A 26,135-nucleotide genomic window follows, 5' to 3' on the forward strand; every position below is an offset into this window, starting at 1 on the left:
CGTGATCGATATCAGCGAGTCCGTGATGCAGTTCCTTCTGGCGTTCATCGTCGTCGGCCCGCTCCTCGGCGCCGCCGCGGCTCTCCTGCCCGCCCCACCCGGGCTGAAGGGAAAGTCACCTGAGCAGGCCGTGCTCCGGCACGGCGTCACCGTCACCGGCGCGGTCCTCATCGCGGCGATCGTCCTCGCGCTCGGCTTCGACCACGACCAGCCGTCGAAGATGCAGGCCGGCACGGACATCAGCTGGATCCCCGCACTCGACGTACGCATCCACCTCGGCATCGACGGCATCTCCCTCCCCCTTCTGGTCCTGACCGCGCTGCTGACCTTCCTCTGCGCGCTCTATTCGTACTTCAAGATGCCTGCGGGGCCGACTCCCAAGGCCTTCGTCGCCCTGCTGCTCGTCCTCGAGTCCGGCACCCTCGCGACCTTCGCCGTCCTCGACCTGCTGCTGTTCTTCCTGGCCTTCGAGATGGTCCTCATCCCGATGTACTTCCTCATCGCCCGCTGGGGCGGCGTGGGACGAAGCCAGGCCGCATGGCGCTTCATCCTCTACACGCTGCTCGGCTCCGTGGTCATGCTGCTCGGCCTGCTCCTGATCGGGATCAAGGCGGGCACGTTCGACATGATGGCACTCGCCACTGACAACGGCCGGTCGCTGAGCGCATCAGTGCAGCTCATCGCCGTTCTGGCGATCGGGATCGGGCTCGCGGTGAAGACGCCGATGTGGCCGCTGCACAGCTGGCTGCCCGACGCCCACACCGCCGCGCCCACCGTCGGCTCGGTCCTCCTCGCCGGTGTACTGCTGAAGATGGGTACGTACGGATTCGTCCGGATCCTGCTCCCCATCGCACCGGACGGCTTCCGCACCTTCGCGCCCTACCTCGCCGCCCTGGCGGTCGTCGGCATCATCTACGGATCCCTGGCCTGCCTGGCCCTCGCCAAGCAGGGCGCGAAGGGCGACCTCAAGCGCCTCATCGCCTACTCCTCCGTCGGCCACATGGGCTTCGTCCTGCTCGGCATCGCCACGATGACCCCGACCGGCGTGAACGGCGCCCTGTTCGCCAACATCGCCCACGGCCTCATCACCGGCCTGCTCTTCTTCCTGGTCGGCGCACTGAAGGACCGCACGGGCACCACCGACCTCGACACCCTCGCCGAGGAAACCGGAGCCGCCCTCTACGGCAAGGCACCGCGCCTCGGCGGCCTGCTCGCCTTCGCCGCCGTCGCCTCGCTCGGCCTGCCGGGCCTGGCCGGGTTCTGGGGCGAGATGCTGGCCCTGTTCGGCGCGTTCCAGCCCGCTGAGGGCCTCAACCGCGCGGCCTTCCTCACCTTCATGGCGATCGGCGCGTTCGGCACGCTGCTGACGGCCGCCTACCTGCTGATCGTGGTCCGCCGCGTCTGCATGGGCGCCCTGCCCCAGGACGCACCGACGCTCCCCGACGTCCGTTCCTACGAGTTCGCGGCGTGGACCCCGCTCGTGGCCCTCACCGTCCTCGCGGGTCTGTGGCCCAGGGCCCTCCTCGGCCTGAGCGACCCGGCCGTCCAGCAGCTCCTCGCAGGAGGCACCCGATGAGCTCCCCCGCTCAGACCCTGGCGGCGTCGCTGGTCCAGTCCGTCGACTGGCTCGCGATCGCCCCGCCCACCATCGTGGCGGTCGTCGGACTCGTCGTCCTGGTCGCCGACCTGTTCGTCGCAGAGCAGCGCAAGGCCCTGCTCGGCTGGACATCGGTGGCGGGCCTGGCCGCCGCCACGCTGACGCTGCTGCCCCTCCTGGACGGCGACCGCAGCACCTTCTGCCTGACCGGTGACGCCACCGTGTGCAGCTACACGGCCGACCGCTTCACCCTGGTCATCCAGTTCCTGGTCCTCGGCGGCGCCCTCCTCGCCGCCCTCCTGTCGGTCACCGCCCTGAAGGACGCCCGCAAGGACCTCCCTGACGGCGAGTACTGGTTCCTACTGCTGTCCTCCGCGGCCGGCGCCGCGCTCCTGCCCGCCTCCCGCGACCTCGCGACCCTGATCGTCGCCCTGGAGGTCGCCTCCCTGCCCGCGTTCGCACTGGTCGGCCTCCGGTACGGCGACCGGAAGTCCTCCGAGGCGGCCCTGAAGTTCTTCCTGTCCTCGGTCACCGCGACCGCGGTCAGCCTGATGGGCATCAGCTTCGTGTACGCCACCACGGGCACCCTCTACCTCACCCAGGTCGCCGACCGCATCCAGGACGTCGACGGGCAGTTCCACACGCTCGCCCAGACAGGCGTCGTCCTCACCCTTGTCGGCTTCGCCTTCAAGACGGCCGCCGTGCCGTTTCACTTCTGGGTCCCCGACACCTACGTGGGGGCACCCCTGCCGATCGCGGCCTACCTGTCGGTCATCGGCAAGGCGGTCGGCTTCAGCGGCCTCATCCTCGTCACGGTCGTGGCCCTCCCGTCATACGCCCACGTCTGGGGCCCCGCCCTGGCAGCCCTGGCCGCGCTCACCATGACCGTGGGCAACGCCGGAGCGCTGCGCCAGCAGGCCACGCGCGCGTACAGCGCGGTACGCCTGCTCGCCTGGTCCTCCGTCGGACAGGCCGGCTACCTCCTGGTGCCGATCGCCGCCGCCGCGTACTCCAAGGACGCCGAGAAGTCGATCGGCTCCACCGTCGCCTACGCCCTGATGTACGGCGCCGTGAACCTCGGCGCCTTCGCGGTGGCCGCGCTCGTGGGCCGCACGAGGGTCCTCAACCGAGTCGCCGACTACCGCGGCCTGTACGCCTCCAGCCCGCTGTCCGCGCTGCTCCTGGCGTTCTTCCTGCTCTGCCTCGCCGGACTGCCGCCGGGCATCATCGGTCTCTTCGCCAAGGTCACCGTCTTCTCGGCGGCCGTCGACGCCGGCCTCGGCTGGCTGGCCGTGGTCATGGCCGTCAACGTCGTCGTCGCGCTGTTCTACTACCTGCAGTGGACGGCCCTGCTGTTCCGCGCCCCCAAGGGCGAACCCGAGAGGCACCGTGTCCCCGGACCGGTCACCGCAGCGATCGCCCTGACCGGCGTCCTCGGCATCGCCCTGTCCGGCGCACCCCAGCTGGTCCTGCGCTTCACCGACACCGGCCTCTTCTGAGCCCCGTTCCAAATGGACACAGCGGCCCCACCGGAAAGACGGCCGCTTACACCGCGCGCGTGCGGGGCACTCGCCCCCACGCGCGCGTGCCGCTCGTCGGCGCCGTAACCCGGACGGTCCACACCCGCCGCCGCACGTACCAGGGAACTCGAGCCTCCCGCCTGGCGTTGACCAGTACGGGAGGGTCCACTGGACGTGACGACGCGGCACCAGTGGCACCGCAGATTCAGCAAGCAAGGGTTCCCCTGCCGCACGACTTGGAGGGCGTACCGTGCACCGCCGGCACAACGGGCTCAGGACAGCGATACTCCTGGGAGGACTGTCCGCACTCATCATCGTCATCGGCAGCTTCTTCGGCCGCATGGGGCTCGTCATCGCCGTCCTGGTAGCACTGGCCACCAACGCGTACGCGTACTGGAACAGCGACAAACTGGCACTACGCGCGATGCGCGCCCGCCCGGTGAGCGAGTTCGAGGCTCCGGCGCTCTACCGCATGGTCCGAGAGCTCTCCACCCAGGCGCGCCAGCCCATGCCGCGCCTGTACATCTCCCCGACGGAGGCACCCAACGCCTTCGCCACGGGCCGCAATCCACGCAACGCCGCCGTGTGCTGCACCGACGGCATCCTGCGCCTGCTGGACGAGCGTGAGCTGCGCGGCGTCATCGGCCACGAGCTCAGCCACGTCTACAACCGCGACATCCTCATCTCGTCGGTCGCCGGCGCCCTCGCCTCGGTCATCATGTTTCTTGTCAACTTCGCCTGGCTGATCCCCATCGGACGCTCGGACGACGACGACGGCCCCGGTCTGCTCGGCATGCTGCTGATCATGCTCCTGGGCCCGCTCGCTGCCTCGCTCATCCAACTGGCCATCAGCCGCTCGCGGGAATACCAGGCGGACGCCTCCGGTGCCCAGCTCACCGGCGACCCGCTCGCCCTGGCCAGCGCCCTGCGCAAGCTCGAACTCGGCACGAAGCAGCTCCCGCTGCCGCCCGAGCCGCGCATCGAGACCGCCAGTCACATGATGATCGCGAACCCGTTCCGGCCCGGCCAGGGCCTCTCGAAGATGTTCTCCACACACCCGCCGATGGCGGAACGGATCGCCCGGCTCGAGAAGATGGCAGGTGGGAACCAGTGAGGACCATACTCAACGTCATATGGCTCGTCCTGAGCGGCTTCTGGCTGTTCCTCGCCTACATGCTCGCGGGCCTGCTGCTCTGCATCACCATCATCGGCATCCCGTTCGGCATCGCGGCCTTCCGCATAGGCGTCTACGCCCTGTGGCCCTTCGGGTACACGACGATCGAGCGCCGTGACGCGGGCGCGCCGTCCTGTGTGGGCAACGTTCTGTGGCTGGTGCTCGCCGGCTGGTGGCTCGCCTTGGGCCACATCGCCACCGGCATCGCCCTGTGCGTCACGATCATCGGCATCCCGCTGGGCATCGCCAACTTCAAGCTCATCCCGGTCTCGTTGCTCCCGCTCGGCCGAGACATCGTGCGGACGAACGAGCCGTTCGCGGTGCGCTGACGAAGAGGGCGCCTGCCCTCCGTTGTCCACAGGCCGGGGGTTGTCCACAGGCCCGCCCGACTGTCAGCGGCGGCCCGCATGATGCACCCATGACCGCGACCGAGCAGTTGCCGACCCGAGTGACGACCAATACGCACAACGCCCGCTGGGCGGGTGGCACTCCGCGCCCCGAACCGTCCGCCCCGATGAGAGGGCCCGGAGGACCCGTGGCGAGAGACCGTGCAGGGCCCGATTCGAGAGGCCGGGAAAGGCCCGAGCCGAGAGGTTCCTGAAGGCCCGGGCCGTCGTGGAGGCCGGCTCTACCGTTCCCCGGCCCCAGTCCCAGTCCCTGCCTGCCTCCACCGCCGCACCGCGTACGCAACCACCCCCACCACCAGCACCCCCGCGCCCACGACCACCGACACTCCGGGCAGCGAGAACGCCAGCGCCACACACCCGGCCAGCCCCACCGCCGGCACCACCCTTGCCGACGGCGCCGAAGACAAGGTCCAGGCCGACGCGTTGGCCACGGCGTAGTACGCCAGCACACCGAAGGAGGAAAACCCGATCGCGCCCCGGACGTCCACCGTGGCCGCCAGGACCGCGACCACCGCACCCACGGCCAGCTCCGCCCGGTGCGGCACCTGGAACCGCGGATGCACGGAGGCCAGCGCCCGCGGCAGATGCCGGTCCCGTGCCATCGCAAGCGTCGTCCGCGACACCCCGAGGATCAGCGCCAGCAGCGACCCCAGCGCCGCCACGGCGGCACCGACCCGCACCACCGGCACGAGCCAGGGCGCCCCGGCCGCCCGTACCGCCTCGGCCAGCGGCGCCGTCGTGGCCCCGAGACCGCCCGACCCCAGCACCGAAAGGACAGCCACCGCGACACACAGGTAGACCACCAGGGCGATGCCCAGCGCCAGCGGGATCGCGCGCGGAATGGTGCGCGCCGGATCCCGCACCTCCTCGCCGAGGGTCGCGATCCGGGCGTACCCCGCGAAGGCGAAGAACAGCAGACCGGCCGCCTGCAGCACGCCGTCCGCCCCACCCGAGGCCCCGATGTCCAGCCGCCCGGCATCGGCCTCACCGGATGCCAGACACACGACCACCACACACGAGAGGACAGCCACGACGAGCGCCACGATCACCCGCGTGAGCCAGGCGGACTTCTGGACACCGCCGTAGTTCACCGCTGTCAGTGCCACCACGGCCGCGACCGCCACGGCGTGCGCCTGTCCCGGCCAGACGTACGTGCCCACGGTGAGCGCCATCGCCGCACAGGAGGCCGTCTTCCCGACCACGAAGGACCAGCCCGCGAGATACCCCCAGAACTCCCCGAGCCGCTCCCGCCCGTACACATAGGTACCGCCCGAGGCCGGATACAGGGCGGCGAGGCGAGCCGACGACATGGCGTTGCAGTAGGCGACCACAGCGGCGACGGCCAGCCCGAGGAGCAGCCCGGAGCCGGCGGCGTGCGCGGCCGGCGCCAGGGCAGCGAAGATCCCGGCTCCCACCATCGAGCCGAGTCCGATGACGACGGCGTCGCCCACGCCGAGGGTGCGGCGCAATCCAGGGCCGGAGGCTGTCATGCGTCGCACCCTACTGATCAGTGCAACCGACGGGCGGGGCCGGGGCGTCCTCCCCACCAAGACGGTGTGAACGTGCGGGGCGAGGAGGCCGCGCGCGGGACGCCCGACGTACGACGCACAGGCCCCTGCCTGCCGAAAGCAAGATCACACGGGCGGGACAGTGCGGGCACAGCGTGAAAGGGCAGGTTCACGGCATGACCATCATCAGCTGGATCATCCTGGGACTGTTGGCCGGCGCCATCGCGAAGTTCCTGCTGCCGGGCCGCGACCCGGGCGGCCTCATAGGCACGACCCTGATCGGCATCGCGGGCGCGTTCATCGGCGGCTGGATCTCGGCCCGCTGGATGGACCACCCGATCACCAAGGGTTTCTACGACGGTGCGACCTGGGCTGCGGCGATCGGCGGATCGCTCGTCCTCCTGATCGCCTACCGCCTCCTGTTCGGCAACTCCCGCGACTGACGGGCCCGCCGACGGCAGCCGGCAGACGTGAAGGGTGGGCACCCCGGCGGTGCCCACCCTTCACGCGTCCGTGCGGGCGCGGGGCCGGGACCGGACCTACCGGTAGTTCACGAACTGCAGGGCGAAGTCGAAGTCCTTGCCCTTCAACAGGGCGATGACGGCCTGCAGATCGTCACGGTTCTTGGAGCTGACCCGCAGCTCCTCGCCCTGCACCTGCGCCTTCACGCCCTTGGGGCCCTCGTCGCGGATGGTCTTCGCCACCTTCTTCGCGTTCTCCTGGGAGATGCCCTCCTTGATCGACGAGAAGATCTTGTACTCCTTGCCGGAGAGCTGGGGCTCGCCCGCCTCCAGAGCCTTCAGCGAGATGCCCCGCTTGATCAGCTTGGACTGGAAGACGTCGAGGATGGCCTTCACCCGGTCCTCGGAGTTCGCCTCCATGAGGATCTGCTCCCCGGACCACGAGATCGAGGCACCCACGCCCTTGAAGTCGTAGCGCTGCGAGATCTCCTTGGCGGCCTGGTTGAGTGCGTTGTCGACCTCCTGCCGCTCGACCTTCGAGACGATGTCGAAACTGGAGTCGGCCATGTCCTGTGGCTCCTTGTATCGGGGTGCGTATCGTGCGTACCGGCGTGTGGGGGCGGCCGCAGGGCCCGTTCAGGTCCCGGGCCGCATCCGGACAAGCCTAGCCACCCCAGGCCTTCCGAGCGCCGATCAATCGGGTGGCGAAGCACCCCTCGGCATCAGGTATTGTTTACGTCGTTGCCACGGAGCGCCGCAGAAGAGCGGCTCGAAGGGCAGCAACCCCGGCGGTGTGCCCGAGCGGCCAAAGGGAGCAGACTGTAAATCTGCCGGCTCAGCCTTCCCAGGTTCGAATCCTGGCGCCGCCACACTGGGGAAGACCCCCTCTGATCAGGTTACTCACCTGGCTGGAGGGGGTTTTTCGTGTCTCCGGTCGGCACCACCCGCCTCGTCGTCCCTCCTGGTCGCCCGGCCCCCCGGTGGCCCCCGGTGCCCCCGGGTCTCTCCCAGTGGTGAGCATGATCACTCCACCTCGCCAGGCCGGTGGGCGTGAACGCGTCAGATAGGCTGCCGGCTCTCGTAACGGCACCCTTCTGAAGAGGTGTAATGAAAACAGGCAGACGAACCGTCGCGGTGGCCACGCTCGTGGGGGCGCTGGGACTCTCGGTGCTGAACGCGCCGGCGGCGCAGGCGGCGGACACCGGTATCACCGTGTCGGACATCGTCATCAACAACGGCAAGCCGATCGTCGTCGGCACGTCGAAAGTGGTGGAGCCGCCCGTCAGCTTCAACGTCGCGCTGCCCTCCGGGTACAGCACCGCAGACCCCTCCCGCTACGACGCGTACCCCTTCCTCTACCGCGGCAGCATCAAGACGGCGGCCGACTCGGGTGAGAACTTCATCCAGCCGGGCAGCTACACCTGCTACGAGATCGACTCCAAGCACGCTCGCTGTGAGGGCAACCTCTACATCGACCCGCACCCGAGTCAGGAACATGTCGACTCCAACAGCGACGCCACGACCTGGGAGGTCGGCGTCTCGCTGAAGCTTTGGAAGGCCGACGGCGGCCTCAAGGCCGGGGAACTGGAGACGCGGTCCACGACCGCCCAGCTGAAGCGTGCGGCCAAGGTCACCACCAACGCCTCGCCGGAGCCGGTCACCAAGGGCAAGACGATCACCGTCACGGGCAAGCTGACCCGGGCGAACTGGAGCACGAAGAAGTACGACGCCTACAGCGGCCGTACGGTCAGCCTCCAGTTCCGCGCCAAGGGCGCCGACAGCTACAAGACGCTCAAGAAGGCCACCACCAGCAGCACCGGGGGACTGAAGACCACGGTCACCGCCTCGGTCGACGGCTCCTTCCGCTGGGTGTACTACGGCAACTCCACGACCGGCGTCGCCACCAGCGCGGCCGACTACGTCGACGTGCGCTGACGCCTTCGGCAACTAGGCCGGGATCTGAGGTTCAGCCTTTCCCCGGCCCGGCCATTGGCGCCGTAACACCGGGAAAGCCTCTTCTCAACTCCGCAGACGCAGATGAGAAGGGGCTTTCCTCGTTCCCTCAATGCGACGCTCCCGCAATCGCGCTCCCGCAATCAACGCTCCCTCATCAACGCTCCCTCATCGATGTTCCCTCATCGATGTTCCCTCACAGTGCCTCCAGCCAGGATCGACGACCGTGCGCAGCGGCCTACATGAAGGCCTCTGACCTGCCGTTCCCCAGAGAAATGCGCACATGAGAAAGGCAAGGAGTCACCTACTCCTTGCCACTCTCAACATATAGCGCACGGGGGGCCTTGCGGCAAGGCCCCGGTTGTGCCGCACAATCTTCGGCCTGAAGTCAAAACGGGCGAAAATTGGGGTCTGCCTTGATTGATGTGGTCATTGCCGGCGGCGGTCCGACCGGCATGATGCTGGCCGGGGAGTTGCGGCTGCACGGCGTGCGTGTGCTCGTGCTGGAGAAGGAGGCGGAGCCGACCCCGTACGTTCGCGCGCTCGGCCTCCACGTGCGCAGCATCGAGATGCTCGACCAACGCGGGCTGCTGGAGCGCTTCCTCGCCGAGGGCAGCAAGCACCCGCTCGGCGGCTTCTTCGCCGGACTCGCCAAACCGGCACCCGCTCGGCTGGACACCGCGCACGGGTACGTCCTCGGCATCCCGCAGCCCGTCACCGACCGCCTGCTGGCCGAGCACGCGGCCGAGCTCGGCGCCGAGATCCGACGCGGTTGCGAACTGGTCGGGGTCAGCCAGGACGACGACGGTGTGACCGCCGAACTGGCTGACGGCACGCGGCTGCGCTCCCGCTACCTCGTGGGGTGCGACGGCGGTCGCAGCACGGTGCGCAAGCTGCTCGGCATCGGTTTTCCCGGTGAGCCCTCCAGGGTCGAAACGCTGATGGGCGAGATGGAGGTGGCCGCGTCACCGGAGGAACTGGCGACCGTGATGGCCGAAGTCCGCAAGACCCACTTCCGGTTCGGCGCCATGCCGATCAGAGACGGGGTCCACCGCGTCATCGTGCCCGCCGAGGGAGTGGCCGAGGACCGCACGGCCCCGCCGACCTTCGAGGAATTCAGGCAGCAGCTGCACAAGTTCGCCGGCACCGACCTCGGTGTGCACTCGCCGCGCTGGCTCTCCCGCTTCGGTGACGCCACTCGACAGGCCGAGCGCTACCGCACGGGCCGGGTCCTGCTGGCCGGCGACGCCGCGCACGTTCACCCGCCGACCGGTGGGCAGGGGCTCAACCTCGGCCTCCAGGACGCCTTCAACCTCGGCTGGAAGCTGGCCGCGCAGCTGCAGGACTGGGCACCGGCGGGGCTGCTGGACAGTTACCACACCGAACGCCATCCGGTGGCCGCCGCAGTGCTGGACAACACCCGCGCGCAGATGCACTTGCTGGCGCCCGAGCCGGGACCGCAGGCCGTGCGCCGGCTCCTGGCGGAGCTGATGGACTTCGAGGAGGTGAACCGGCTCCTGATCGAGAAGGTCACCGCGATCGCCGTCCGCTACGACTGCGGCGAGGGCCACGAACTGCTCGGCCGGAGGCTGCGGGACGTTGAGTTGCGGCGGGGCCGCCTCTACGAGCGCATGCGTGACGGCCGGGGGCTGCTGCTCGACCAGACCGGCGGCCGGCTGTCGGTGGCGGGCTGGTCGGACCGAGTCGGCCACGTCGTCGACGTCAGCGAGGAACTCGACGTGCCCGCGGTGCTGCTGCGACCGGACGGACACGTGGCATGGGTCGGCGACGACCAGCAGGATCTGCTCGACCGGCTGCCCAGGTGGTTCGGATCGGCAACCGGCTGAAGTGGCTTCGCGCGGGCGGTTGGGGGGTGGGGCATGCGGGAGGGGCAGGCGCCCACCCCCACCTGCGCGCCCCCCAGCGCACTCCTTACGCACCTGCACGCACCCGCACGCCCCCGCCCCGGGCGCCCTACTCGCTGTCGGCGTGGGCCAGTTCGAAGTCGTGGTCGTCCACGCCGGTGCCCAGGAGGACGGTCAGCGGCGTCGCACGTGGCGGGTAGCCGGTCGCGGTGACCGTGTACGCGCCGGCGTCCAGGTCGGAGAAGGCGTACGCACCATCGAGGCCGGTACGTGTCGTGGCCACCACGTGGCCTGCCGCGTCCACCAGCGTCACCCGCGCGTCGCTCAGCGGTGCGCCCCCTGCGCACACCGTGCCCCGCACCTGCGCGCCGGGTCGCAGTTCCAGCGCGACCCGGGTGGTCCCGGCCGCGCCGATCTCGACGACCTGGGCCAGCGGCCGGTGTTCGGGAGAGCTGACCGCGAGGGTCACCGGCCCCGGCACCAGGTCCGTGACCGCGAACTCGCCCAGTACGTCCGTCCGATCCGTGGCCAGCACCTCCCCGCGCGTCCGTCACGATGACCGCGGCCTCGGCGACCGGCGTCCCACCGTCCGCGGAGCGCACCACCCCGGCGAGGCCGCTGGAAACGTGACACCGGGCACGTGGAAAAGGGCCGTCGCCGCAGGGGAGGGGCATGACTGTCGTACCCGCGCGGCACACTGGCCCCATGTCCTCCCGCCGCAGACTCTGCCCCGAGTGCCGCCGCGAGATCGCCGTCGTCGCCGGGCGGTACGCACGCCACGACCCGCCCGGCGCCCGCGAGCACGGCGAACTCACCTCGTGCCCGGGCTCCCGCCGCCAGGCCCGCCCGGGCCCGGAGCAGCCGTCCCTGGACGGCTACACGGTCCCGGACTTCCCCGGTCAACTGCCCCTGTTCTAGGACCCGACGAGTCGTCGGCCGCGAACCTCAGTTCCCCGCCACGGACTTCACCGCCACGGACACCGGCACGGGCCCGCTGATCAGCTCCAGAGTGAGCCCGGCCGTCGCCGAGGTGTCCACCAGCTCCGCCAGCACGGCGGCCACGTCTTCGCGCGGGACCGGACCGCGACCCGTGCTCGCCTCCAGCCGTACGAGACCGGTACCGGCGTCGTCGGTGAGCCGGCCGGGGCGCAGGATCGTCCAGTCCAGGGCGTCCAGTCCGCGCACGTACGCGTCCGCCTCGCCCTTGGCCCGCAGATACACGTCGAAGATCTCGTCACCCTGGTGACGCGGGTCGGCGCCCATGGACGACACGACCACGAAGCGCCGTACGCCCGCCCTCACCGCCGCGTCCGCGAAGAGGACCGCCGCGGCCTTGTCCACCGTGTCCTTGCGGGTTGCCCCGCTGCCCGGCCCCGCGCCCGCCGCGAAGACCGCTGCGTCGGCGCCCCTGAGCCGTTCCGCGACCTCGTCGACGGACGCCGACTCCAGGTCGAGCACGACCGGTTCGGCCCCCGCCCGCCGTAGCTCGTCGGCCTGTTCGGCCTTCCGGATGATCCCCGCCACTTCGTCCCCGCGCGCGGCGAGCAGCCGCTCCAGCCGCAACGCGATCTGACCATGACCACCAGCGATGACAATGCGCATGCCTTCGACCGTACGCCTCGACGGCACCCTCCGCCGCACGACTTGAGCCGCGCCCCGCCGCAGGCTCACGGCACCCCACCCCGCCGCAGGCCTAGGGCATCACACCCCGCCGCAGGCTCACGGCACCCCACCCGCCGCAGGCCTAGGGCATCACACCCCGCCGCAGGCGTACGGCACCCCACCCCGCCGCAGGCCTACTGCACCCCGCACAGGCCTAAGGCACCCCGCCCCGCCCCTGCCGCGGCAGCCCCAGCTCGACCGGGGCCGCCGAACTGCAGTACTCGCGTACCGCGCTGGTCCGCGCCACCACGCGCCCCTGGTGCACGACGATCCGGCTGTACGCCAGGGACAGCACCCCCGCGAGCCGTTCCCCGCGCACCGCGAGCAGCTCGGCCGGGAAACCCGCCTCCACCCGCACCTCCGGCAGCCCCAGCACCGCCCGCGCCGCGGAGCTCACCGCGTCGTACGCCTCCTCGGGCGGCAACCCGTAGCGCGAGGCCAGCAGGAAGGCCGCCTCCAGGGGGTCGCCCCGCCCCACCGGGTTGGACACGTCCCGCAGCGCCCCGCTCCCGGCCGCCACCCGCACCCCGGCCGCGCGCAGCAGCCGTACCGGAGCCGCCCCGCGCCGGTCGACACCGCCGCAGCCGCCCTGTGGCAGGCACGCCACGGCCACCCCGGCCGCCGCGAGTTGGTCGGCCGTCCGCGAGGCCACCTCGGAGGGCAGCCGACCGAGGTCGCCGCACGGGCTGAGGGTCACCCCGGGACGCAGTCCGCCCGCCATCGCGGCGAGCCGGGCCAGCCGGGCCGGGTCCCCGGCGTCCGTGTGCAGGTCGACGGGACAGCCGTGCTCGGAGGCCATCTCCAGGACCGCTTCCACGTACCCCGCCGGATCCGGGTCGAGGTCCGGCCGGCCGCCCACCACCGAGGCGCCCATCTTCACCGCGTCCCGCAGCATCGCCAGCCCGTCCGCGCCGGCCACCCCGGTCAGCACCCGGGGCATCGCCACCGGCGTCAGCTCCGCAAGCCCCCGCAGTGCCCGCCGCGCCTGCAGCACGGCCGTCAGCGCGCCGAGGCCCTGGACGTCCCCCACGCGCACGTGCGCCCGCAGCGCCGTCGCCCCGTGCCCGAGCTGGAGCAGCGCGGCCTCCGTCGCCCGGCGCTGCACGTCCTGCGGCTCGTACGAGACCGGCCCCTCGGTGTCGGCCGACAGGGCCGTGTCGGCGTGGGCGTGCGGCTCGGCCGGGGCAGGCAGCAGCAGATAGCCGCTGAGGTCCACCCGCGCCCCGCACGCGCGCGTGCCGCCCACTCCCAGGCTGCCGGCCGTGCCGACCGCCTCGATGCGCCCGCCGCACAACCGCACGTCCACGGTCCGGCCGTCGGTGAGCCGCGCCCCGCACAGCAGCAGCGACGACGGGTCGGCCGGACCCGGCGAGGACGACGGGGGCGGTGGTGGCTGCGGCCGGCTGTCGGGCATCGCACTCCAGGAGCTCGGGCTGCGCACGGGAGGACGCGTGATCACGCAGAGTGAGACGAGCCTAGGGCGGCCTCACGCCCCTGGCGGGGAGGAGCGCAATAGTCGTACCGGCGTGGTCTGCCCCGGGTCCGTCCATGGTCCGCCCATGGTCCGTTCAGGCTCCACTCAAGGGCCGCTCGTGGGACGGGAGGCGTTCACGAGACTGCCGGGAGGACGGTCCGAGCGCCCGGGGCGGGTGCCTCGAAACGGATTTGGGCGAACGGCGGCCGAGCGTGTAATGTCTTCATCGCTCGCCCCAATAGCTCAGTCGGCAGAGCGTCTCCATGGTAAGGAGAAGGTCAACGGTTCGATTCCGTTTTGGGGCTCTGGTGTGACTGGTTCCGTCGCGAGGCGGAGCCGGACCACATCAAAGCGGTGTAGCTCAGTCGGTAGAGCAAGCGGCTCATAATCGCTGTGTCACCGGTTCAAGTCCGGTCACCGCTACGCTAAGTAGCCGATTGCGGGGTCGGTCCTTCGATCGGCTACTCTTCTTGCGTTAAATGTCCATCCGTTCGTCTTAGGAGCACTCACGTGGCTGCCACCGACGTCCGCCCGAAGATCACGCTGGCCTGCGTGGAGTGCAAGGAGCGGAACTACATCACCAAGAAGAACCGGCGTAACAACCCGGATCGTCTTGAGATGAAGAAGCACTGCCCGCGTTGCAACGCGCACACCGCGCACCGCGAAACGCGATAAATCAGGCTCGTACGCGAGGCCGTTCCCGAGTGATCGGGGGCGGCCTCGCGTCGTTGAGGTACCCGTACCGATCAGTAGAGCTACCAGGAGGTGCCGAGCCATGGCGCTCGACCAGTCCTTCGTGGGGCGGACGTACCCGCCCACCGCGCCCTACGAGGTGGGCCGGGAGAAGATCCGTGAGTTCGCCGAGGCGGTCGGGGACGACAACCCGGCGTACACGGACGCGGAGGCCGCCAAGGCACTCGGTCACCCGGACGTGATCGCCCCTCCGACCTTCGTCTTCGCGATCACCTTCAAGGCCGCGGGCGAGGTCGTGCAGGACCCCCAGCTCGGCCTGGACTACAGCCGCGTCGTGCACGGCGACCAGAAGTTCGCCTACCGCCGCCCGGTCCGCGCCGGCGACCGGCTCTCGGTCACCTCCACCATCGAGGCGATCAAGTCCCTCGCGGGCAACGACATCGTGGACATCCGCGGCGAGGTGCACGACGAGGCCGGCGAGCACGTCGTGACCGCCTGGACCAAGCTCGTGGCCCGCGCGGCCGAGGAGGCGTGAGCGACCCCATGACCGCGAAGATCTCCTACGCCGACGTCGAGGTCGGCACCGAACTGCCGCCGCAGACCTTCCCTGTGACCCGCGCGACCCTCGTCCGGTACGCGGGCGCCTCCGGTGACTTCAACCCGATCCACTGGAACGAGAAGTTCGCCAAGGAGGTCGGCCTGCCGGACGTCATCGCGCACGGCATGTTCACCATGGCCGAGGCGATCCGGGTGGTCACCGACTGGACCGGCGACCCGGGTGCGGTCGTCGAGTACGGCGTCCGCTTCACCAAGCCGGTCGTCGTCCCGAACGACGAGCAGGGTGCCGTGATCGAGGTGGCCGGCAAGGTCGCCGCCAAGCTCGACGACAACACGGTCCGCGTGGATCTGACGGCGACCAGCGCCGGGCAGAAGGTGCTGGGCATGTCCAGGGCGGTCGTACGACTCGCCTGAGGCGGTTCGCAGCACGAGGTAAGGGGCGCTCACCCATGCGGGGCGCCCCTTACGCATGGCGCCGGCAGAGCACCGCTTGACAAGGTTAGTGATTGAGCACTAACTTCAGATCCATGGCCAGGATGAGTGCGGAAGAGCGGCGCGAGAGCGTCATCCGGGCGGCGACGACCGAGTTCGCCCGCGGTGGCTACCACGGCACCTCGACCGAGGCGATCGCCCGCCGGGTCGGCGTCTCGCAGCCCTATCTCTTCCGGCTGTTCCCGGGCAAGAAGGCGATCTTCCTGGCGGCGGCCGAGCGGTGCGTCGAGGACACCATCCGGATGTTCGCGGAGGCGGCCGAGGGGCGGGAAGGTGAAGAGGCCCGCCACGCCATGGGTGAGGCCTATGTCGAGACCATCTCCGAGCAGCCTGAGCTGCTGATGATGCAGATGCAGATGTACCTCGCCGTGGCGGCCGCCGAGGAGGAGGGGGACCGTGAGTTCGGTGACGCCGTGCGTGGGGGCTGGATGCGGCTGTGGGACACCATTCACCTGCCACTGGGTGCCGACGCTCACGAGACGACGACCTTCCTCGCGCAGGGCATGCTCATCAATTGCCTGGTGGCCATGGGCTTCCCGGCCGACCACCGGGTCTGGGCGGGACTGAGCTCGTCGGAGTCCGGCAGCTGACACCAACAGACGAGGATGCCGGACCTTTTTCATGACCTCGAAAGTTAGTAATCAATAACTAATCGATCACCGCACACACTCCATGGGGGAGCGATGTCACAGCAGACCGCACGTCGCGGGGGAGCCGCCTGGGCCCTCGTCATCACCAGCGTCGCCGGGTTCATGGCGGCTCTCGACAACCTCGTCGTCACCACCGCCCTGCCCTCCATCCGCGAGGACCTCGGCGGCGGACTGCACGACCTGGAATGGACCGTGAGCGCCTACACGCTCACCTTCGCCGTCCTGCTGATGTTCGGCGCGGCCCTCGGCGACCGCTTCGGCCGCCGCCGGCTGTTCATCGCCGGACTCGCCGTCTTCACCGGCGCCTCCGCCGCGGCGGCCATGGCGCCCGGCATCGACTCCCTCATCGCCGCACGGGCGGTCCAGGGCGCGGGCGCCGCGGTGATGATGCCGCTGACGCTCACCCTGCTGACCGCCGCCGTGCCCGCCGCCAAGCGCGGCATGGCGTTCGGCATCTGGGGCGCCGTCAACGGACTCGCCGTCGCCTCCGGGCCGCTCGTCGGCGGCACCCTCACCGAACACATCTCCTGGCAGTGGATCTTCTGGCTGAACGTCCCACTGGGCCTGGCCCTGCTGCCGCTCGCCCGGCTGCGCCTTGCCGAGTCCCACGGCACCGGAGCCCCGCTCGACGTCCCGGGCACCCTCCTCGCCAGCGGCGGCCTCTTCGGCATCGTCTACGGCCTGGTCCGCGGCCCCGCCGACGGTTGGACCGGCGGCCTGGTCCTCACGGGCCTCTTCGCGGGCACCGCGCTGCTGACCGGCTTCATCCTCTACAGCACCCGCGCCAAGAACCCCATGCTCCCGATGCGGCTGTTCCGCTCCCGGGCCTTCGCCGGCATCAACGCGGCGAGCCTGCTGATGTTCCTCGGCATGTTCGGCTCGATCTTCCTGCTCAGCCAGTACATGCAGGGCGTCCTCGGCTACTCGCCCACCGAGGCGGGCCTGAGGATGCTGCCCTGGACCGGCATGCCGATGCTGATCGCCCCGATCGCCGGCATCCTGGCCGACCGCGTCGGCGGCCGCCCCGTCGTCGCCACGGGCCTCTTCCTGCAGGCCCTGGGCCTCGGCTACATGGCGGTGGTGGCCACGACCTACGCCTCCTACGTGGCCCAGTTGCCCGCCCTGATCATCAGCGGCGTCGGGATGGCGCTGTTCTTCGCCCCCGCTTCGCACCTGGTGATGTCCAGCGTGCGGCCGTCGGAGCAGGGCATCGCCTCCGGCGCCAACAACGCCCTGCGCGAGGTGGGCGGGGCGCTCGGCATCGCCGTCATGGCCTCGATCTTCGCGGCCCAGGGCGGTTACGAGACCGGCCAGACCTTCGTCGACGGCATGCGGCCCGCCCTGGTGACGGGATCCGCGGTGGTCGCCCTCGCGGGCATCGCGGCCCTGCTGATACCCACCCGGCGGCGCACCGAGCGGCAGGCGGCCCCGGCCGAACCGGCACCGGTACTGGAGACGGCCGTCCACTGACCCGAAGGACCCGAACAAGGAGAAGCGGCATGCCCACTCTTCCCTGGACCGTCCCGAATCCCCCGCCCCGCGGCACCGAGGTGCACGTCTTCGCCTCCCGCTTCGAGACCCGCACGCTGTGGGGAGCCCTGAAGTTCCTCGCCGGGACGCCCGCCGTCTGGCGGCAGGTCCGCCGCAGCCCCGGCGCCTACGGAGCGAGCCTGAAGGCGAAGCCCCTGCAGCGGACCTTCTGGACCCTGTCGGCCTGGGAGTCCAAGGACGCCCTGCACGCCTTCGTCCGCGCGGGCGCGCACGGCCCGGCCTCCAGGGGGCTGGCCCCGCAGATGAAGGACTCGGCCTTCACCACCTGGCAGGCGAGCAGCGACGACCTCCCGCTGCCCTGGTCCGAGGCGCTCCGCCGCCTGCCCTGACGGCCACCACGCGTGCGTGCGGCCCCATTCCGCGTGAAAGGGGCCGCACACACGTGTGCCCGGCGCCGTCAGTGCCGTCTCGTACTCTTGAGCCCGTGCAGGAACTCCACGACGCCCCCCTTGCCCCGCTGACGACCTTCCGGCTGGGCGGCCCCGCGACCCGGCTGCTCACCGCGACCACGGACGACGAGGTGATCGCCGCCGTCCGCGAAGCCGACGAGACGGGCACCCCGCTGCTGCTCATCGGTGGCGGCTCGAACCTGGTCATCGGCGACAAGGGCTTCGACGGCACCGCCCTCGCCATCGCCACCAAGGGCTTCTCCCTCGACGGCACGACGCTGGAGCTGGCCGCCGGCGAGGTGTGGACCGACGCCGTCGCCCGCACGGTCGAAGCGGGCCTGGCCGGTATCGAATGCCTGGCCGGCATCCCCGGCTCGGCCGGCGCGACCCCCATCCAGAACGTCGGGGCGTACGGCCAGGAGGTCTCCTCCACGATCATCGAGGTCGTCGCCTACGACCGCCGCGCCGGCGAGACGGTCACGCTGGCCAACGCGGACTGCGCCTTCTCCTACCGCCACAGCCGCTTCAAGTCCGACCCCGAGCGGTACGTGGTCCTGCGCGTCCGCTTCTCCCTGGAGGACGCCGAGGGCCTGTCCGCCCCTCTCCGGTACGCCGAGACGGCCCGTGCCCTGGGTGTGGAGCCGGGCGATCGCGTCCCGCTCGTGCAGGCCCGCGAGACGGTGCTCAAGCTGCGCGCCGGCAAGGGCATGGTCCTGGACCCCGAGGACCACGACACCTGGTCGGCAGGCTCCTTCTTCACCAACCCGATCCTCACGGACACGGACTTCGAGACGTTCCGCGCTCGCGTCCACGACCGGCTCGGCGACGGGGCGGAGCCTCCCGCCTACCCGGCCGGTGAGGGTTACACCAAGACCTCCGCGGCCTGGCTGATCGACAAGTCCGGCTTCACCAAGGGTTACGGCGACGGTCCGGCCCGCATCTCCACGAAGCACACGCTCGCCCTGACGAACCGGGGGAGTGCGACCACCGAAGATCTCCTCGCCCTGGCCCGCGAGGTCGTGGCCGGAGTCCACGAGGCGTTCGGCATCACGCTGGTCAACGAGCCGGTGACGGTGGGGGTCAGCCTGTAGCCACCCGGCGTCGGAGCTGGGGCCGGGTGGGTCCGCAGCCCGGCGTAGCGGGGTGCCGCTGCGCCCACCCGTGCCGCCCTTAGCGGCACGATTGCCCGCAGCTGGGGCGCGGTCGGCGCGGCCCGCAGCCGCCGCGAGACGGGCGCCCGCACAGTGCGCCTGCGGCACAAGCCACGTTGCTCCCGCAGCCGCGCGAGACGGGCGCCCGCACAGTGCGCCTGCGGCACAAGCCACGTTGCTCCCGCAGCCGCGCGAGACGGGCGCCTGCACGGTGCACATGCGGCACAAGCCACGCTGCTCCCGCAGCCGCCGGACGACGCAAGGGGCCGTGTCGGGGGGTGTCCGCCCGCAGCGGTTGGCGCGTCAACGCCAGTCAGTCGGTACGCAAGGCAATCGCGCCGTTCCGAGGACGGACACCCCCCGGCGCGGCCCCGACCCCCACCCGGCACTGAGCGCTGCGCGCACCCCCACCGGACCGCCACAGGGCCACAGGCCGCCACAGGGCCACAGGCACCCACCGGCATCAAGCAGACCCCACGACCCCTACGACCCCTACGACCCGTACGACCCGTACGACCCCTACGACGCCAGCCAGTCGTCCACCCCCGCCAGCAGCTTCGTCTTCACGTCCTCCGGCGCCGCCGACCCCCGTACCGACTGCCGCGCCACCTCCGCCAGCTCCGCATCCGTGAACCCGTGATGCCGCCGCGCGATCTCGTACTGCGCGGCAAGACGCGACCCGAACAGCAACGGATCGTCCGCGCCCAGCGCCAACGGCACCCCCGCCTCGAACAACGTCCGCAGCGGCACGTCCTCCGGCTTCTCGTACACCCCCAGCGCCACGTTCGACGCCGGACACACCTCGCACGTCACCTGCCGGTCCGCGAGCCGCTTCATCAGCCGCGGATCCTCCGCCGCCCGCACCCCGTGCCCCACCCGGTTCGCCCCCAGGTCGTCCAGACAGTCCCGCACCGACGACGGCCCGGCCAGCTCACCCCCGTGCGGCGCCGACAGCAACCCGGCCTCACGCGCGATCCCGAACGCCCGGTCGAAGTCCCGCGCCATCCCCCGCCGCTCGTCGTTCGACAGCCCGAACCCGACGACCCCCCGGTCCGCGTACCGGGCCGCCAGCCGCGCCAGCGTCCGCGCGTCCAGCGGGTGCTTCATCCGGTTCGCCGCGACCAGGACCCGCATCCCGAGCCCGGTTTCCCGCGACGTCGTCTCCACCGCGTCCAGGATGATCTCCAGCGCCGGGATCAGCCCGCCCAGCCGCGGCGCGTACGACGTCGGGTCGACCTGGATCTCCAGCCAGCCCGACCCGTCCCGCACGTCCTCCTCCGCGGCCTCCCGCACCAGCCGCTGGATGTCCTCCGGCTCCCGCAGACACGAGCGCGCCGCGTCGTACAGCCGCTGGAAGCGGAACCAGCCCCGTTCGTCCGTGGCCCGCAGGCTCGGCGGCTCCCCGCCGACCAGCGCCTCGGTCAGCGCGTCGGGCAGCCGCACCCCGTGCTTGTCGGCCAGTTCCAGCACGGTCGAGGGCCGCATCGACCCGGTGAAGTGCAGGTGCAGATGGGCTTTCGGCAGCTCAGAGACATCACGTACACGCTCCATCCAAAGATCCTGCCGTACGCCCCAGCCGTCCCGGTAGCCGTTTCCCCTTTCGTGGTCTTGCTCGCACAAATAAATGGGGCACATACCGGACCCGGTATGTGCCCCAAGCTCGCCCCCTGCCACGGGAGCGGCGAAAACGGACGTCAGTCCCGCGCCTCCGCCAGCAGCTTCTGGATCCGGCTCACGCCCTCGACCAGGTCCTCGTCACCCAGGGCGTAGGACAGCCGCAGGTACCCGGGCGTACCGAACGCCTCACCCGGCACCACCGCGACCTCGGACTCCTCCAGGATCAGCGCGGCCAGCTCGACCGTGTCCTTGGGCCGCCGGCCCCGGATCTCCTTGCCGATCAGCGCCTTCACCGACGGGTACGCGTAGAACGCCCCCTCCGGCTCCGGGCACAGCACGCCGTCGATCTCGTTCAGCATCCGCACGATGGTCTTGCGGCGCCGGTCGAAGGCCTCACGCATCGTCGCCACGGCGTCCAGGTCACCGGAGACAGCGGCCAGCGCGGCCGCCTGGGCGACGTTGGACACGTTGGACGTGGCGTGCGACTGCAGGTTCGTCGCGGCCTTGATCACGTCCTTCGGGCCGATGACCCACCCGACGCGCCAGCCGGTCATCGCGTACGTCTTCGCGACGCCGTTCACCACGATGCACTTGTCGCGCAGCTCGGGCAGCACCGCCGGCAGCGACACGGCGGAGGCGTCGCCGTAGACCAGGTGCTCGTAGATCTCGTCCGTCAGCACCCACAGGCCGTGCTCGACGGCCCAGCGGCCGATGGCCTCGGTCTCGTGCTCGCTGTAGACCGCGCCGGTCGGGTTGGACGGCGAGACGAAGAGGACGACCTTCGTCTTCTCCGTGCGGGCCGCCTCCAGCTGTTCGACGGTCACCCGGTAGCCGGTCGTCTCGTCGGCGACGACCTCCACCGGGACACCCCCGGCCAGCCGGATCGACTCCGGGTACGTCGTCCAGTACGGCGCGGGCACGATGACCTCGTCGCCCGGGTCGAGGATCGCGGCGAAGGCCTCGTAGATGGCCTGCTTGCCACCGTTGGTGACCAGGATCTGCGAGACGTCCGGCTCGTAGCCCGAGTCACGCAGGGTCTTCGCGGCGATCGCGGCCTTCAGCTCGGGGAGGCCACCGGCAGGCGTGTAGCGGTGGAACTTCGGGTTCGAGCAGGCCTCGATCGCGGCCTGGACGATGTAGTCCGGGGTCGGGAAGTCCGGCTCACCGGCGCCGAAGCCGATCACCGGACGCCCGGCGGCCTTGAGGGCCTTGGCCTTGGCGTCCACGGCGAGGGTGGCGGACTCGGAGATCGCGCCGACTCGGGCGGAGACCCGGCGCTCGGTGGGAGGGGTTGCAGCGCTCATGGGCCCCATCGTTTCAGACCGGAAACGCGCGCGGCACGGGGGTTTCACAGACTGAACAACGTCGGGCAAACCCTTGAACAACAGTGCGGATCGCCCGCTCGGCCTGGGCGATCTTCAGCGGATTCACGTCAGCCCGGCGCCCGTTCCGCAGGCGATCTTCCGTCAACGAGCCCTCCCGCGGGCCCTTTCTGTTCGACGACCGGCCGCGGAGCACGTACACTCTCACCTCGTTGGCCTTCGGCAGGCCGCGCTCGTTCGGTGCACACCAAGCATCCGGATGGATGCGGTACGTTGGGGGGCACACAAAGGGTCGTAGCTCAATTGGTAGAGCACTGGTCTCCAAAACCAGCGGTTGGGGGTTCAAGTCCCTCCGGCCCTGCTACACACTCCATCGCCAGGATGTGTGCGCATGTACGTACAGCAATGCACCGCCGTGCGGCTCAGACCGGGCGCGGCACGGCCACGACCCGGAATCAGGTGAGGACGAGTGACGGACGCCGTGGGCTCCATCGACATGCCTGATGCCCAGGACGAGGCGCCGGAGTCCAAGAAGGCCCGCAAGGGCGGCAAGCGCGGAAAGAAGGGCCCGCTGAAGCGGCTCGCCCTCTTCTACCGCCAGATCGTCGCGGAGCTGCGCAAGGTCGTCTGGCCGACCCGCAACCAGCTGACGACCTACACGACCGTGGTGATCATCTTTGTCGTCATCATGATCGGCCTGGTCACCGTGATTGACTATGGGCTCAGCAACGCCGCGAAGTACGTGTTCGGCTGAGCAGTCCGCGAAGAGCGCCGAGGTACCCGGCGCTCCTTTCGCATGTTCCACCCCTATGTATCCAGGAAGAAGCAGCCACCGTGTCTGACCCGAACGTGAACGACGCCATCGAGCCGGTCGAGTCCGTCGAGGACGAGCTCGACATCGTCGAGGGCGCGGACAACGAGGACACCGAGGCCTCCGCCGAGGTCGAGGCTGCCGACGCCGTCGTGGACGACGCCGCCGAGGCGGAGACCGAGGACGGCGAAGAGGCCGTGGAAGAACTCGAAGAGGCCGCGGAAGAACTCGAGGAAGAGCCCGAGGACGACCGCGACCCGATCGAGAAGCTCCGCGAGGAACTGCGGGTCCTGCCCGGCGAGTGGTACGTCATCCACACCTACGCCGGCTACGAGAACCGCGTGAAGACCAACCTCGAGCAGCGCGCCGTCTCGCTCAACGTCGAGGACTACATCTTCCAGGCCGAGGTGCCGCAGGAAGAGGTCGTCCAGATCAAGAACGGCGACCGCAAGACGATCAAGCAGAACAAGCTCCCGGGCTACGTCCTGGTCCGCATGGACCTGACGAACGAGTCCTGGGGCGTCGTCCGTAACACCCCCGGCGTCACCGGCTTCGTGGGCAACGCCTACGACCCGTACCCGCTGACCCTGGACGAGATCGTCAAGATGCTCGCCCCCGAGGCCGAGGAGAAGGCCGCCCGCGAGGCCGCCGAGGCCGAGGGCAAGCCGGCTCCGCAGCGCAAGGTCGAGGTCCAGGTGCTGGACTTCGAGGTCGGCGACTCGGTCACCGTCACCGACGGCCCGTTCGCCACGCTGCAGGCGACCATCAACGAGATCAACCCGGACTCGAAGAAGGTCAAGGGCCTCGTCGAGATCTTCGGCCGCGAGACGCCGGTCGAGCTCTCCTTCGACCAGATCCAGAAGAACTGACTTCCGGACACACCGCTTCCGCGCAGGTCAGGCGATCGCTCCGGCGCTTGCCTGACCTGCTCGGTTTTCAGCCGCGCATCTATACCCGTTATCGTTGTGCGGTATGCCTGCATCCGGGTGGTCCCCGGGCGCGGGCAGGACCCGAATCGAAAGGACCCGGAGAGCTATGCCTCCCAAGAAGAAGAAGGTCACGGGGCTCATCAAGCTCCAGATCCAGGCCGGTGCCGCCAACCCGGCCCCGCCGGTCGGCCCCGCGCTGGGTCAGCACGGCGTGAACATCATGGAGTTCTGCAAGGCCTACAACGCCGCGACCGAGTCGCAGCGTGGCTGGGTGATCCCGGTGGAGATCACGGTCTACGAGGACCGCTCCTTCACCTTCATCACCAAGACGCCGCCGGCCGCGAAGATGATCCTGAAGGCCGCGGGCATCGACAAGGGCTCCGGCGAGCCGCACAAGACCAAGGTCGCGAAGATCACGCGCGACCAGGTCCGTGAGATCGCCACGACCAAGATGCCCGACCTCAACGCCAACGACCTGGACGCCGCCGAGAAGATCATCGCCGGCACCGCCCGTTCCATGGGCGTCACGGTCGAGGGCTGAGCCCCAACCTCCATCAGTAGAAGTGGCAGGGCCTGCTCGGCCCGGACCACGACTCCTAAGAATCCACAGGAGCAGTAGTGAGCAAGCGCAGCAAGTCCCTTCGCGCTGCGGACGCCAAGGTCGACCGGGAGAAGCTCTACGCCCCGCTCGAGGCCGTCCGTCTCGCCAAGGACACCTCCACGACCAAGTTCGACGGCACCGTCGAGGTCGCCTTCCGCCTGGGTGTCGACCCGCGCAAGGCCGACCAGATGGTCCGTGGCACCGTGAACCTTCCGCACGGCACCGGCAAGACCGCCCGGGTCCTGGTCTTCGCGACCGGTGACCGTGCTGCGGCCGCGGAGGCCGCGGGCGCCGACATCGTCGGCTCCGACGAACTGATCGACGAGGTGTCGAAGGGCCGTCTGGACTTCGACGCCGTCGTCGCCACCCCGGACCTCATGGGCAAGGTCGGCCGCCTCGGCCGCGTGCTCGGTCCGCGTGGTCTGATGCCGAACCCGAAGACCGGCACCGTCACCCCCGACGTGGCCAAGGCCGTCACCGAGATCAAGGGCGGCAAGATCGAGTTCCGCGTCGACAAGCACTCGAACCTGCACTTCATCATCGGCAAGTCGTCCTTCGACGACACCAAGCTGGTGGAGAACTACGGCGCCGCGCTGGAGGAGATCCTCCGTCTGAAGCCGTCCGCCGCCAAGGGTCGCTACATCAAGAAGGCCGCCATCAGCACCACGATGGGCCCCGGCATTCCGGTCGACCCGAACCGCACCCGCAACCTCCTCGTCGAGGAGGACCCGGCTGCGGTCTGAGCCTTCAGGCTCACCCAACCGGTCACGGGCCCCGCACCTCTTACAGGTGCGGGGCCCGTTCCCTTTTCCGGTACGTACGCCGGTGGCCTGGGTTAACGTGCGGGAACCGGATGCGAACGGGGGGACGTATGCAGGGCACGACCGTGCGCCGCGTGGGCCTGGTGCTCGCGGTGACAGCGCTGACGGGGGTGGCCGCCTGCACGTCCCAGGAGTCCTCCGACACCCCCGGCCGGGACGACCGGGCCGCACACGGCCGGGCCCTCGCCGCCCTGCGCGCCGCCGAGCGCGCCACCGAGCACGCCGAGTCCGCCCGGGTGGAGTCCACGACGACCATGGGCTCGCTGATGTCCATGACCGCCGACGGCACCCTCGGCTGGAGCGACGGCATCACCGGCACCCTCACCATCGAGTACACCGGTGGCGCCATCGCCGACACCATGCGGCGGCTCGGCACCACGTCGATGGAGGCCCGTTACCTGCCCGAGGCGTACTACGCGCGCATGGGCGAGAAGTTCGCCGAGCAGACCGGCGGCAGGCACTGGATCCGGTACGCGTACGAGGACCTCGAAGCCCTCGCCGGAGGCTCCGGTGCCCATCTCGGCGACCAGATGCGCAGCACCACGCCGAACCAGTCCGTGAAGCTCCTGCTGTCCTCCGACGACGTCAGGAAGGTCGGCGAGGACACCGTCGGCGGCCGGTCCGCGACGCACTGGTCCGGCACGGTGGCAGCGGCCGACGTCGCCGATGACGGCCTGCGGAAGCAGCTCACCGAGGCCGGTGTCACCACCGAGACCGTCGACATCTGGATCAACGAGCGGAACCTGCTGGTCAAGAAGGTCGAGAAGGCGCGGATGACCACCGGCCTGATGACCCAGACCGCGCACTACGCCGACTACGGCGTTCCGGTCCGGACCGAACGGCCTCCGCGGTCCGACACCGGGGATTTCGAGGATCTGATGCGCGAGCAGCCGGCCACGCCCTGAGGCAGCCGCCGATTCCGATAGATC

General features: G+C 70.2%; 26 protein-coding genes, 4 tRNA genes and 1 pseudogene. 24 read left to right on the forward strand and 7 right to left on the reverse strand.

Annotated elements, in window-relative coordinates; all coding sequences use genetic code 11:
- Window position 1: 1 nt before the first annotated feature.
- The 4 genes from ACFY5B_RS18340 (at window position 2) to ACFY5B_RS18355 (ending at window position 4,620) form a co-directional block, all read left to right on the forward strand.
- The gene (locus tag ACFY5B_RS18340; protein ID WP_389970141.1) at window positions 2-1,576 is read left to right on the forward strand and encodes a NuoM family protein; all 1,575 of its coding nucleotides are present in this window, start codon (window positions 2-4) and stop codon (window positions 1,574-1,576) included.
- A complete protein-coding gene (locus ACFY5B_RS18345; protein ID WP_389970144.1) occupies window positions 1,573-3,096 on the forward strand; it encodes an NADH-quinone oxidoreductase subunit N in 1,524 nt (507 codons plus the stop codon). The genes ACFY5B_RS18340 and ACFY5B_RS18345 overlap by 4 nt, the downstream gene beginning before the upstream one ends.
- Before the next feature lie 271 nt (window positions 3,097-3,367).
- Complete coding sequence (gene htpX / locus ACFY5B_RS18350; RefSeq protein ID WP_033309007.1) at window positions 3,368-4,231, forward strand: zinc metalloprotease HtpX; 864 nt, start codon at window positions 3,368-3,370, stop codon at window positions 4,229-4,231.
- Window positions 4,228-4,620, forward strand: a complete 393-nt coding sequence (locus tag ACFY5B_RS18355; RefSeq protein ID WP_344459202.1) for a YccF domain-containing protein — start codon at window positions 4,228-4,230, stop codon at window positions 4,618-4,620. Before htpX ends, ACFY5B_RS18355 begins: the two co-directional genes overlap by 4 nt.
- 299 nt (window positions 4,621-4,919) lie before the next feature.
- Here ACFY5B_RS18355 and ACFY5B_RS18360 read toward each other — a convergent pair whose 3' ends face one another.
- Window positions 4,920-6,188, reverse strand: a complete 1,269-nt coding sequence (locus ACFY5B_RS18360) for an APC family permease (protein ID WP_389970147.1) — start codon at window positions 6,186-6,188, stop codon at window positions 4,920-4,922.
- A 194-nt stretch (window positions 6,189-6,382) separates the two neighbouring features.
- Between ACFY5B_RS18360 and ACFY5B_RS18365 the strand changes: the two genes are divergently transcribed.
- Window positions 6,383-6,649 carry a GlsB/YeaQ/YmgE family stress response membrane protein gene (locus ACFY5B_RS18365; RefSeq protein ID WP_030839776.1) on the forward strand — a complete coding sequence of 89 codons (267 nt, stop codon included), beginning with the start codon at window positions 6,383-6,385 and terminating at the stop codon, window positions 6,647-6,649.
- A 96-nt stretch (window positions 6,650-6,745) separates the two neighbouring features.
- Here the strand turns inward: ACFY5B_RS18365 and ACFY5B_RS18370 are convergent, their stop codons facing one another.
- Entirely contained in the window at window positions 6,746-7,234 is a 489-nt protein-coding gene (locus tag ACFY5B_RS18370) for a YajQ family cyclic di-GMP-binding protein (RefSeq protein WP_031108414.1), read from the reverse strand.
- A gap of 220 nt (window positions 7,235-7,454) precedes the next feature.
- Between ACFY5B_RS18370 and ACFY5B_RS18375 the strand changes: the two genes are divergently transcribed.
- The 3 genes from ACFY5B_RS18375 (at window position 7,455) to rox (ending at window position 10,467) form a co-directional block, all read left to right on the forward strand.
- Window positions 7,455-7,536 (forward strand) — tRNA-Tyr (locus ACFY5B_RS18375).
- Window positions 7,537-7,774: 238 nt separating this feature from the next.
- The gene (locus tag ACFY5B_RS18380) at window positions 7,775-8,602 is read left to right on the forward strand and encodes a hypothetical protein (RefSeq protein ID WP_389970150.1); all 828 of its coding nucleotides are present in this window, start codon (window positions 7,775-7,777) and stop codon (window positions 8,600-8,602) included.
- A 434-nt stretch (window positions 8,603-9,036) separates the two neighbouring features.
- The gene (rox, locus tag ACFY5B_RS18385; RefSeq protein WP_389970153.1) at window positions 9,037-10,467 is read left to right on the forward strand and encodes a rifampin monooxygenase; all 1,431 of its coding nucleotides are present in this window, start codon (window positions 9,037-9,039) and stop codon (window positions 10,465-10,467) included.
- A gap of 127 nt (window positions 10,468-10,594) precedes the next feature.
- Here rox and ACFY5B_RS18390 read toward each other — a convergent pair.
- A pseudogene (locus tag ACFY5B_RS18390) lies at window positions 10,595-11,108 on the reverse strand (collagen binding domain-containing protein); the annotation flags it as partial.
- Window positions 11,109-11,190: 82 nt separating this feature from the next.
- Here ACFY5B_RS18390 and ACFY5B_RS18395 point away from each other — a divergent pair.
- Window positions 11,191-11,403 (forward strand): hypothetical protein, encoded by a 213-nt coding sequence (locus ACFY5B_RS18395; protein WP_053674492.1) that lies wholly within the window; start codon window positions 11,191-11,193, stop codon window positions 11,401-11,403.
- Between the two features lie 27 nt (window positions 11,404-11,430).
- Here the strand turns inward: ACFY5B_RS18395 and ACFY5B_RS18400 are convergent, their stop codons facing one another.
- Together ACFY5B_RS18400 and ACFY5B_RS18405 are read right to left on the reverse strand one after the other, a co-directional pair.
- On the reverse strand, window positions 11,431-12,087 hold the full coding sequence (locus ACFY5B_RS18400; RefSeq protein ID WP_389970156.1) for an NAD(P)H-binding protein: 657 nt from the start codon (window positions 12,085-12,087) through the stop codon (window positions 11,431-11,433).
- Between the two features lie 214 nt (window positions 12,088-12,301).
- On the reverse strand, window positions 12,302-13,561 hold the full coding sequence (locus tag ACFY5B_RS18405; protein ID WP_389970159.1) for an amidohydrolase family protein: 1,260 nt from the start codon (window positions 13,559-13,561) through the stop codon (window positions 12,302-12,304).
- A gap of 292 nt (window positions 13,562-13,853) precedes the next feature.
- Between ACFY5B_RS18405 and ACFY5B_RS18410 the strand changes: the two genes are divergently transcribed.
- The 9 genes from ACFY5B_RS18410 to ACFY5B_RS18450 all read left to right on the forward strand — a co-directional run bounded on the left by ACFY5B_RS18410 (window position 13,854) and on the right by ACFY5B_RS18450 (window position 19,045).
- A tRNA-Thr gene (locus tag ACFY5B_RS18410) sits at window positions 13,854-13,926 on the forward strand.
- A 45-nt stretch (window positions 13,927-13,971) separates the two neighbouring features.
- Window positions 13,972-14,044 (forward strand) — tRNA-Met (locus ACFY5B_RS18415).
- 87 nt (window positions 14,045-14,131) lie between these two features.
- Entirely contained in the window at window positions 14,132-14,296 is a 165-nt protein-coding gene (gene rpmG, locus ACFY5B_RS18420; RefSeq protein ID WP_003948671.1) for a 50S ribosomal protein L33, read from the forward strand.
- Between the two features lie 100 nt (window positions 14,297-14,396).
- A complete protein-coding gene (locus ACFY5B_RS18425) occupies window positions 14,397-14,849 on the forward strand; it encodes a MaoC family dehydratase N-terminal domain-containing protein (protein WP_389970162.1) in 453 nt (150 codons plus the stop codon).
- A gap of 8 nt (window positions 14,850-14,857) precedes the next feature.
- Entirely contained in the window at window positions 14,858-15,286 is a 429-nt protein-coding gene (locus ACFY5B_RS18430) for a MaoC family dehydratase (RefSeq protein ID WP_389970839.1), read from the forward strand.
- A 113-nt stretch (window positions 15,287-15,399) separates the two neighbouring features.
- Window positions 15,400-15,954, forward strand: a complete 555-nt coding sequence (locus tag ACFY5B_RS18435) for a TetR/AcrR family transcriptional regulator (RefSeq protein WP_389970165.1) — start codon at window positions 15,400-15,402, stop codon at window positions 15,952-15,954.
- Between the two features lie 93 nt (window positions 15,955-16,047).
- A complete protein-coding gene (locus ACFY5B_RS18440) occupies window positions 16,048-17,484 on the forward strand; it encodes an MFS transporter (RefSeq protein ID WP_389970168.1) in 1,437 nt (478 codons plus the stop codon).
- A 29-nt stretch (window positions 17,485-17,513) separates the two neighbouring features.
- Entirely contained in the window at window positions 17,514-17,894 is a 381-nt protein-coding gene (locus ACFY5B_RS18445; RefSeq protein WP_389970171.1) for a DUF3291 domain-containing protein, read from the forward strand.
- A 95-nt stretch (window positions 17,895-17,989) separates the two neighbouring features.
- Window positions 17,990-19,045, forward strand: a complete 1,056-nt coding sequence (locus tag ACFY5B_RS18450) for a UDP-N-acetylmuramate dehydrogenase (protein WP_389970174.1) — start codon at window positions 17,990-17,992, stop codon at window positions 19,043-19,045.
- 579 nt (window positions 19,046-19,624) lie between these two features.
- Here ACFY5B_RS18450 and ACFY5B_RS18455 read toward each other — a convergent pair.
- Window positions 19,625-20,656, reverse strand: a complete 1,032-nt coding sequence (locus tag ACFY5B_RS18455) for an adenosine deaminase (RefSeq protein ID WP_389970177.1) — start codon at window positions 20,654-20,656, stop codon at window positions 19,625-19,627.
- A 143-nt stretch (window positions 20,657-20,799) separates the two neighbouring features.
- Window positions 20,800-22,026, reverse strand: a complete 1,227-nt coding sequence (locus ACFY5B_RS18460) for a pyridoxal phosphate-dependent aminotransferase (protein WP_389970180.1) — start codon at window positions 22,024-22,026, stop codon at window positions 20,800-20,802.
- Between the two features lie 306 nt (window positions 22,027-22,332).
- On the opposite strand from ACFY5B_RS18460, the gene ACFY5B_RS18465 reads away from it, so the two are divergent.
- The 6 genes from ACFY5B_RS18465 (at window position 22,333) to ACFY5B_RS18490 (ending at window position 26,111) form a co-directional block, all read left to right on the forward strand.
- Window positions 22,333-22,405, forward strand: a tRNA-Trp gene (locus ACFY5B_RS18465).
- 108 nt (window positions 22,406-22,513) lie between these two features.
- Window positions 22,514-22,798 (forward strand): preprotein translocase subunit SecE, encoded by a 285-nt coding sequence (gene secE / locus ACFY5B_RS18470; protein ID WP_104785540.1) that lies wholly within the window; start codon window positions 22,514-22,516, stop codon window positions 22,796-22,798.
- 80 nt (window positions 22,799-22,878) lie between these two features.
- A complete protein-coding gene (nusG, locus tag ACFY5B_RS18475; RefSeq protein ID WP_389970183.1) occupies window positions 22,879-23,724 on the forward strand; it encodes a transcription termination/antitermination protein NusG in 846 nt (281 codons plus the stop codon).
- A gap of 166 nt (window positions 23,725-23,890) precedes the next feature.
- Window positions 23,891-24,325, forward strand: coding sequence for a 50S ribosomal protein L11 (gene rplK / locus ACFY5B_RS18480; protein WP_104785534.1), 435 nt, complete (start codon window positions 23,891-23,893; stop codon window positions 24,323-24,325).
- A 77-nt stretch (window positions 24,326-24,402) separates the two neighbouring features.
- The gene (rplA, locus tag ACFY5B_RS18485) at window positions 24,403-25,128 is read left to right on the forward strand and encodes a 50S ribosomal protein L1 (protein WP_033308987.1); all 726 of its coding nucleotides are present in this window, start codon (window positions 24,403-24,405) and stop codon (window positions 25,126-25,128) included.
- A gap of 128 nt (window positions 25,129-25,256) precedes the next feature.
- A complete protein-coding gene (locus ACFY5B_RS18490; RefSeq protein WP_389970187.1) occupies window positions 25,257-26,111 on the forward strand; it encodes a hypothetical protein in 855 nt (284 codons plus the stop codon).
- Window positions 26,112-26,135 lie beyond the last annotated feature (24 nt).

It is taken from the genome of Streptomyces sp. NPDC013187 (assembly GCF_042899705.1).
Classification (GTDB): Bacteria; Actinomycetota; Actinomycetes; order Streptomycetales; family Streptomycetaceae; genus Streptomyces; species Streptomyces hawaiiensis_A.

Bases quoted from the DNA above. Each gene is read 5' to 3' on its own strand.
- ACFY5B_RS18345 (WP_389970144.1), top strand. From the start codon at position 1,573: ATGAGCTCCCCCGCTCAGACCCTGGCGGCGTCGCTGGTCCAGTCCGTC.
- ACFY5B_RS18360 (WP_389970147.1), bottom strand. From the start codon at position 6,188: ATGACAGCCTCCGGCCCTGGATTGCGCCGCACCCTCGGCGTGGGCGAC.
- ACFY5B_RS18365 (WP_030839776.1), top strand. From the start codon at position 6,383: ATGACCATCATCAGCTGGATCATCCTGGGACTGTTGGCCGGCGCCATC.
- ACFY5B_RS18370 (WP_031108414.1), bottom strand. From the start codon at position 7,234: ATGGCCGACTCCAGTTTCGACATCGTCTCGAAGGTCGAGCGGCAGGAG.
- ACFY5B_RS18380 (WP_389970150.1), top strand. From the start codon at position 7,775: ATGAAAACAGGCAGACGAACCGTCGCGGTGGCCACGCTCGTGGGGGCG.
- ACFY5B_RS18395 (WP_053674492.1), top strand. From the start codon at position 11,191: ATGTCCTCCCGCCGCAGACTCTGCCCCGAGTGCCGCCGCGAGATCGCC.
- ACFY5B_RS18400 (WP_389970156.1), bottom strand. From the start codon at position 12,087: ATGCGCATTGTCATCGCTGGTGGTCATGGTCAGATCGCGTTGCGGCTG.
- ACFY5B_RS18405 (WP_389970159.1), bottom strand. From the start codon at position 13,561: ATGCCCGACAGCCGGCCGCAGCCACCACCGCCCCCGTCGTCCTCGCCG.
- ACFY5B_RS18425 (WP_389970162.1), top strand. From the start codon at position 14,397: ATGGCGCTCGACCAGTCCTTCGTGGGGCGGACGTACCCGCCCACCGCG.
- ACFY5B_RS18430 (WP_389970839.1), top strand. From the start codon at position 14,858: ATGACCGCGAAGATCTCCTACGCCGACGTCGAGGTCGGCACCGAACTG.
- ACFY5B_RS18435 (WP_389970165.1), top strand. From the start codon at position 15,400: ATGGCCAGGATGAGTGCGGAAGAGCGGCGCGAGAGCGTCATCCGGGCG.
- ACFY5B_RS18440 (WP_389970168.1), top strand. From the start codon at position 16,048: ATGTCACAGCAGACCGCACGTCGCGGGGGAGCCGCCTGGGCCCTCGTC.
- ACFY5B_RS18445 (WP_389970171.1), top strand. From the start codon at position 17,514: ATGCCCACTCTTCCCTGGACCGTCCCGAATCCCCCGCCCCGCGGCACC.
- ACFY5B_RS18455 (WP_389970177.1), bottom strand. From the start codon at position 20,656: ATGGAGCGTGTACGTGATGTCTCTGAGCTGCCGAAAGCCCATCTGCAC.
- ACFY5B_RS18460 (WP_389970180.1), bottom strand. From the start codon at position 22,026: ATGAGCGCTGCAACCCCTCCCACCGAGCGCCGGGTCTCCGCCCGAGTC.
- rplK (WP_104785534.1), top strand. From the start codon at position 23,891: ATGCCTCCCAAGAAGAAGAAGGTCACGGGGCTCATCAAGCTCCAGATC.
- ACFY5B_RS18490 (WP_389970187.1), top strand. From the start codon at position 25,257: ATGCAGGGCACGACCGTGCGCCGCGTGGGCCTGGTGCTCGCGGTGACA.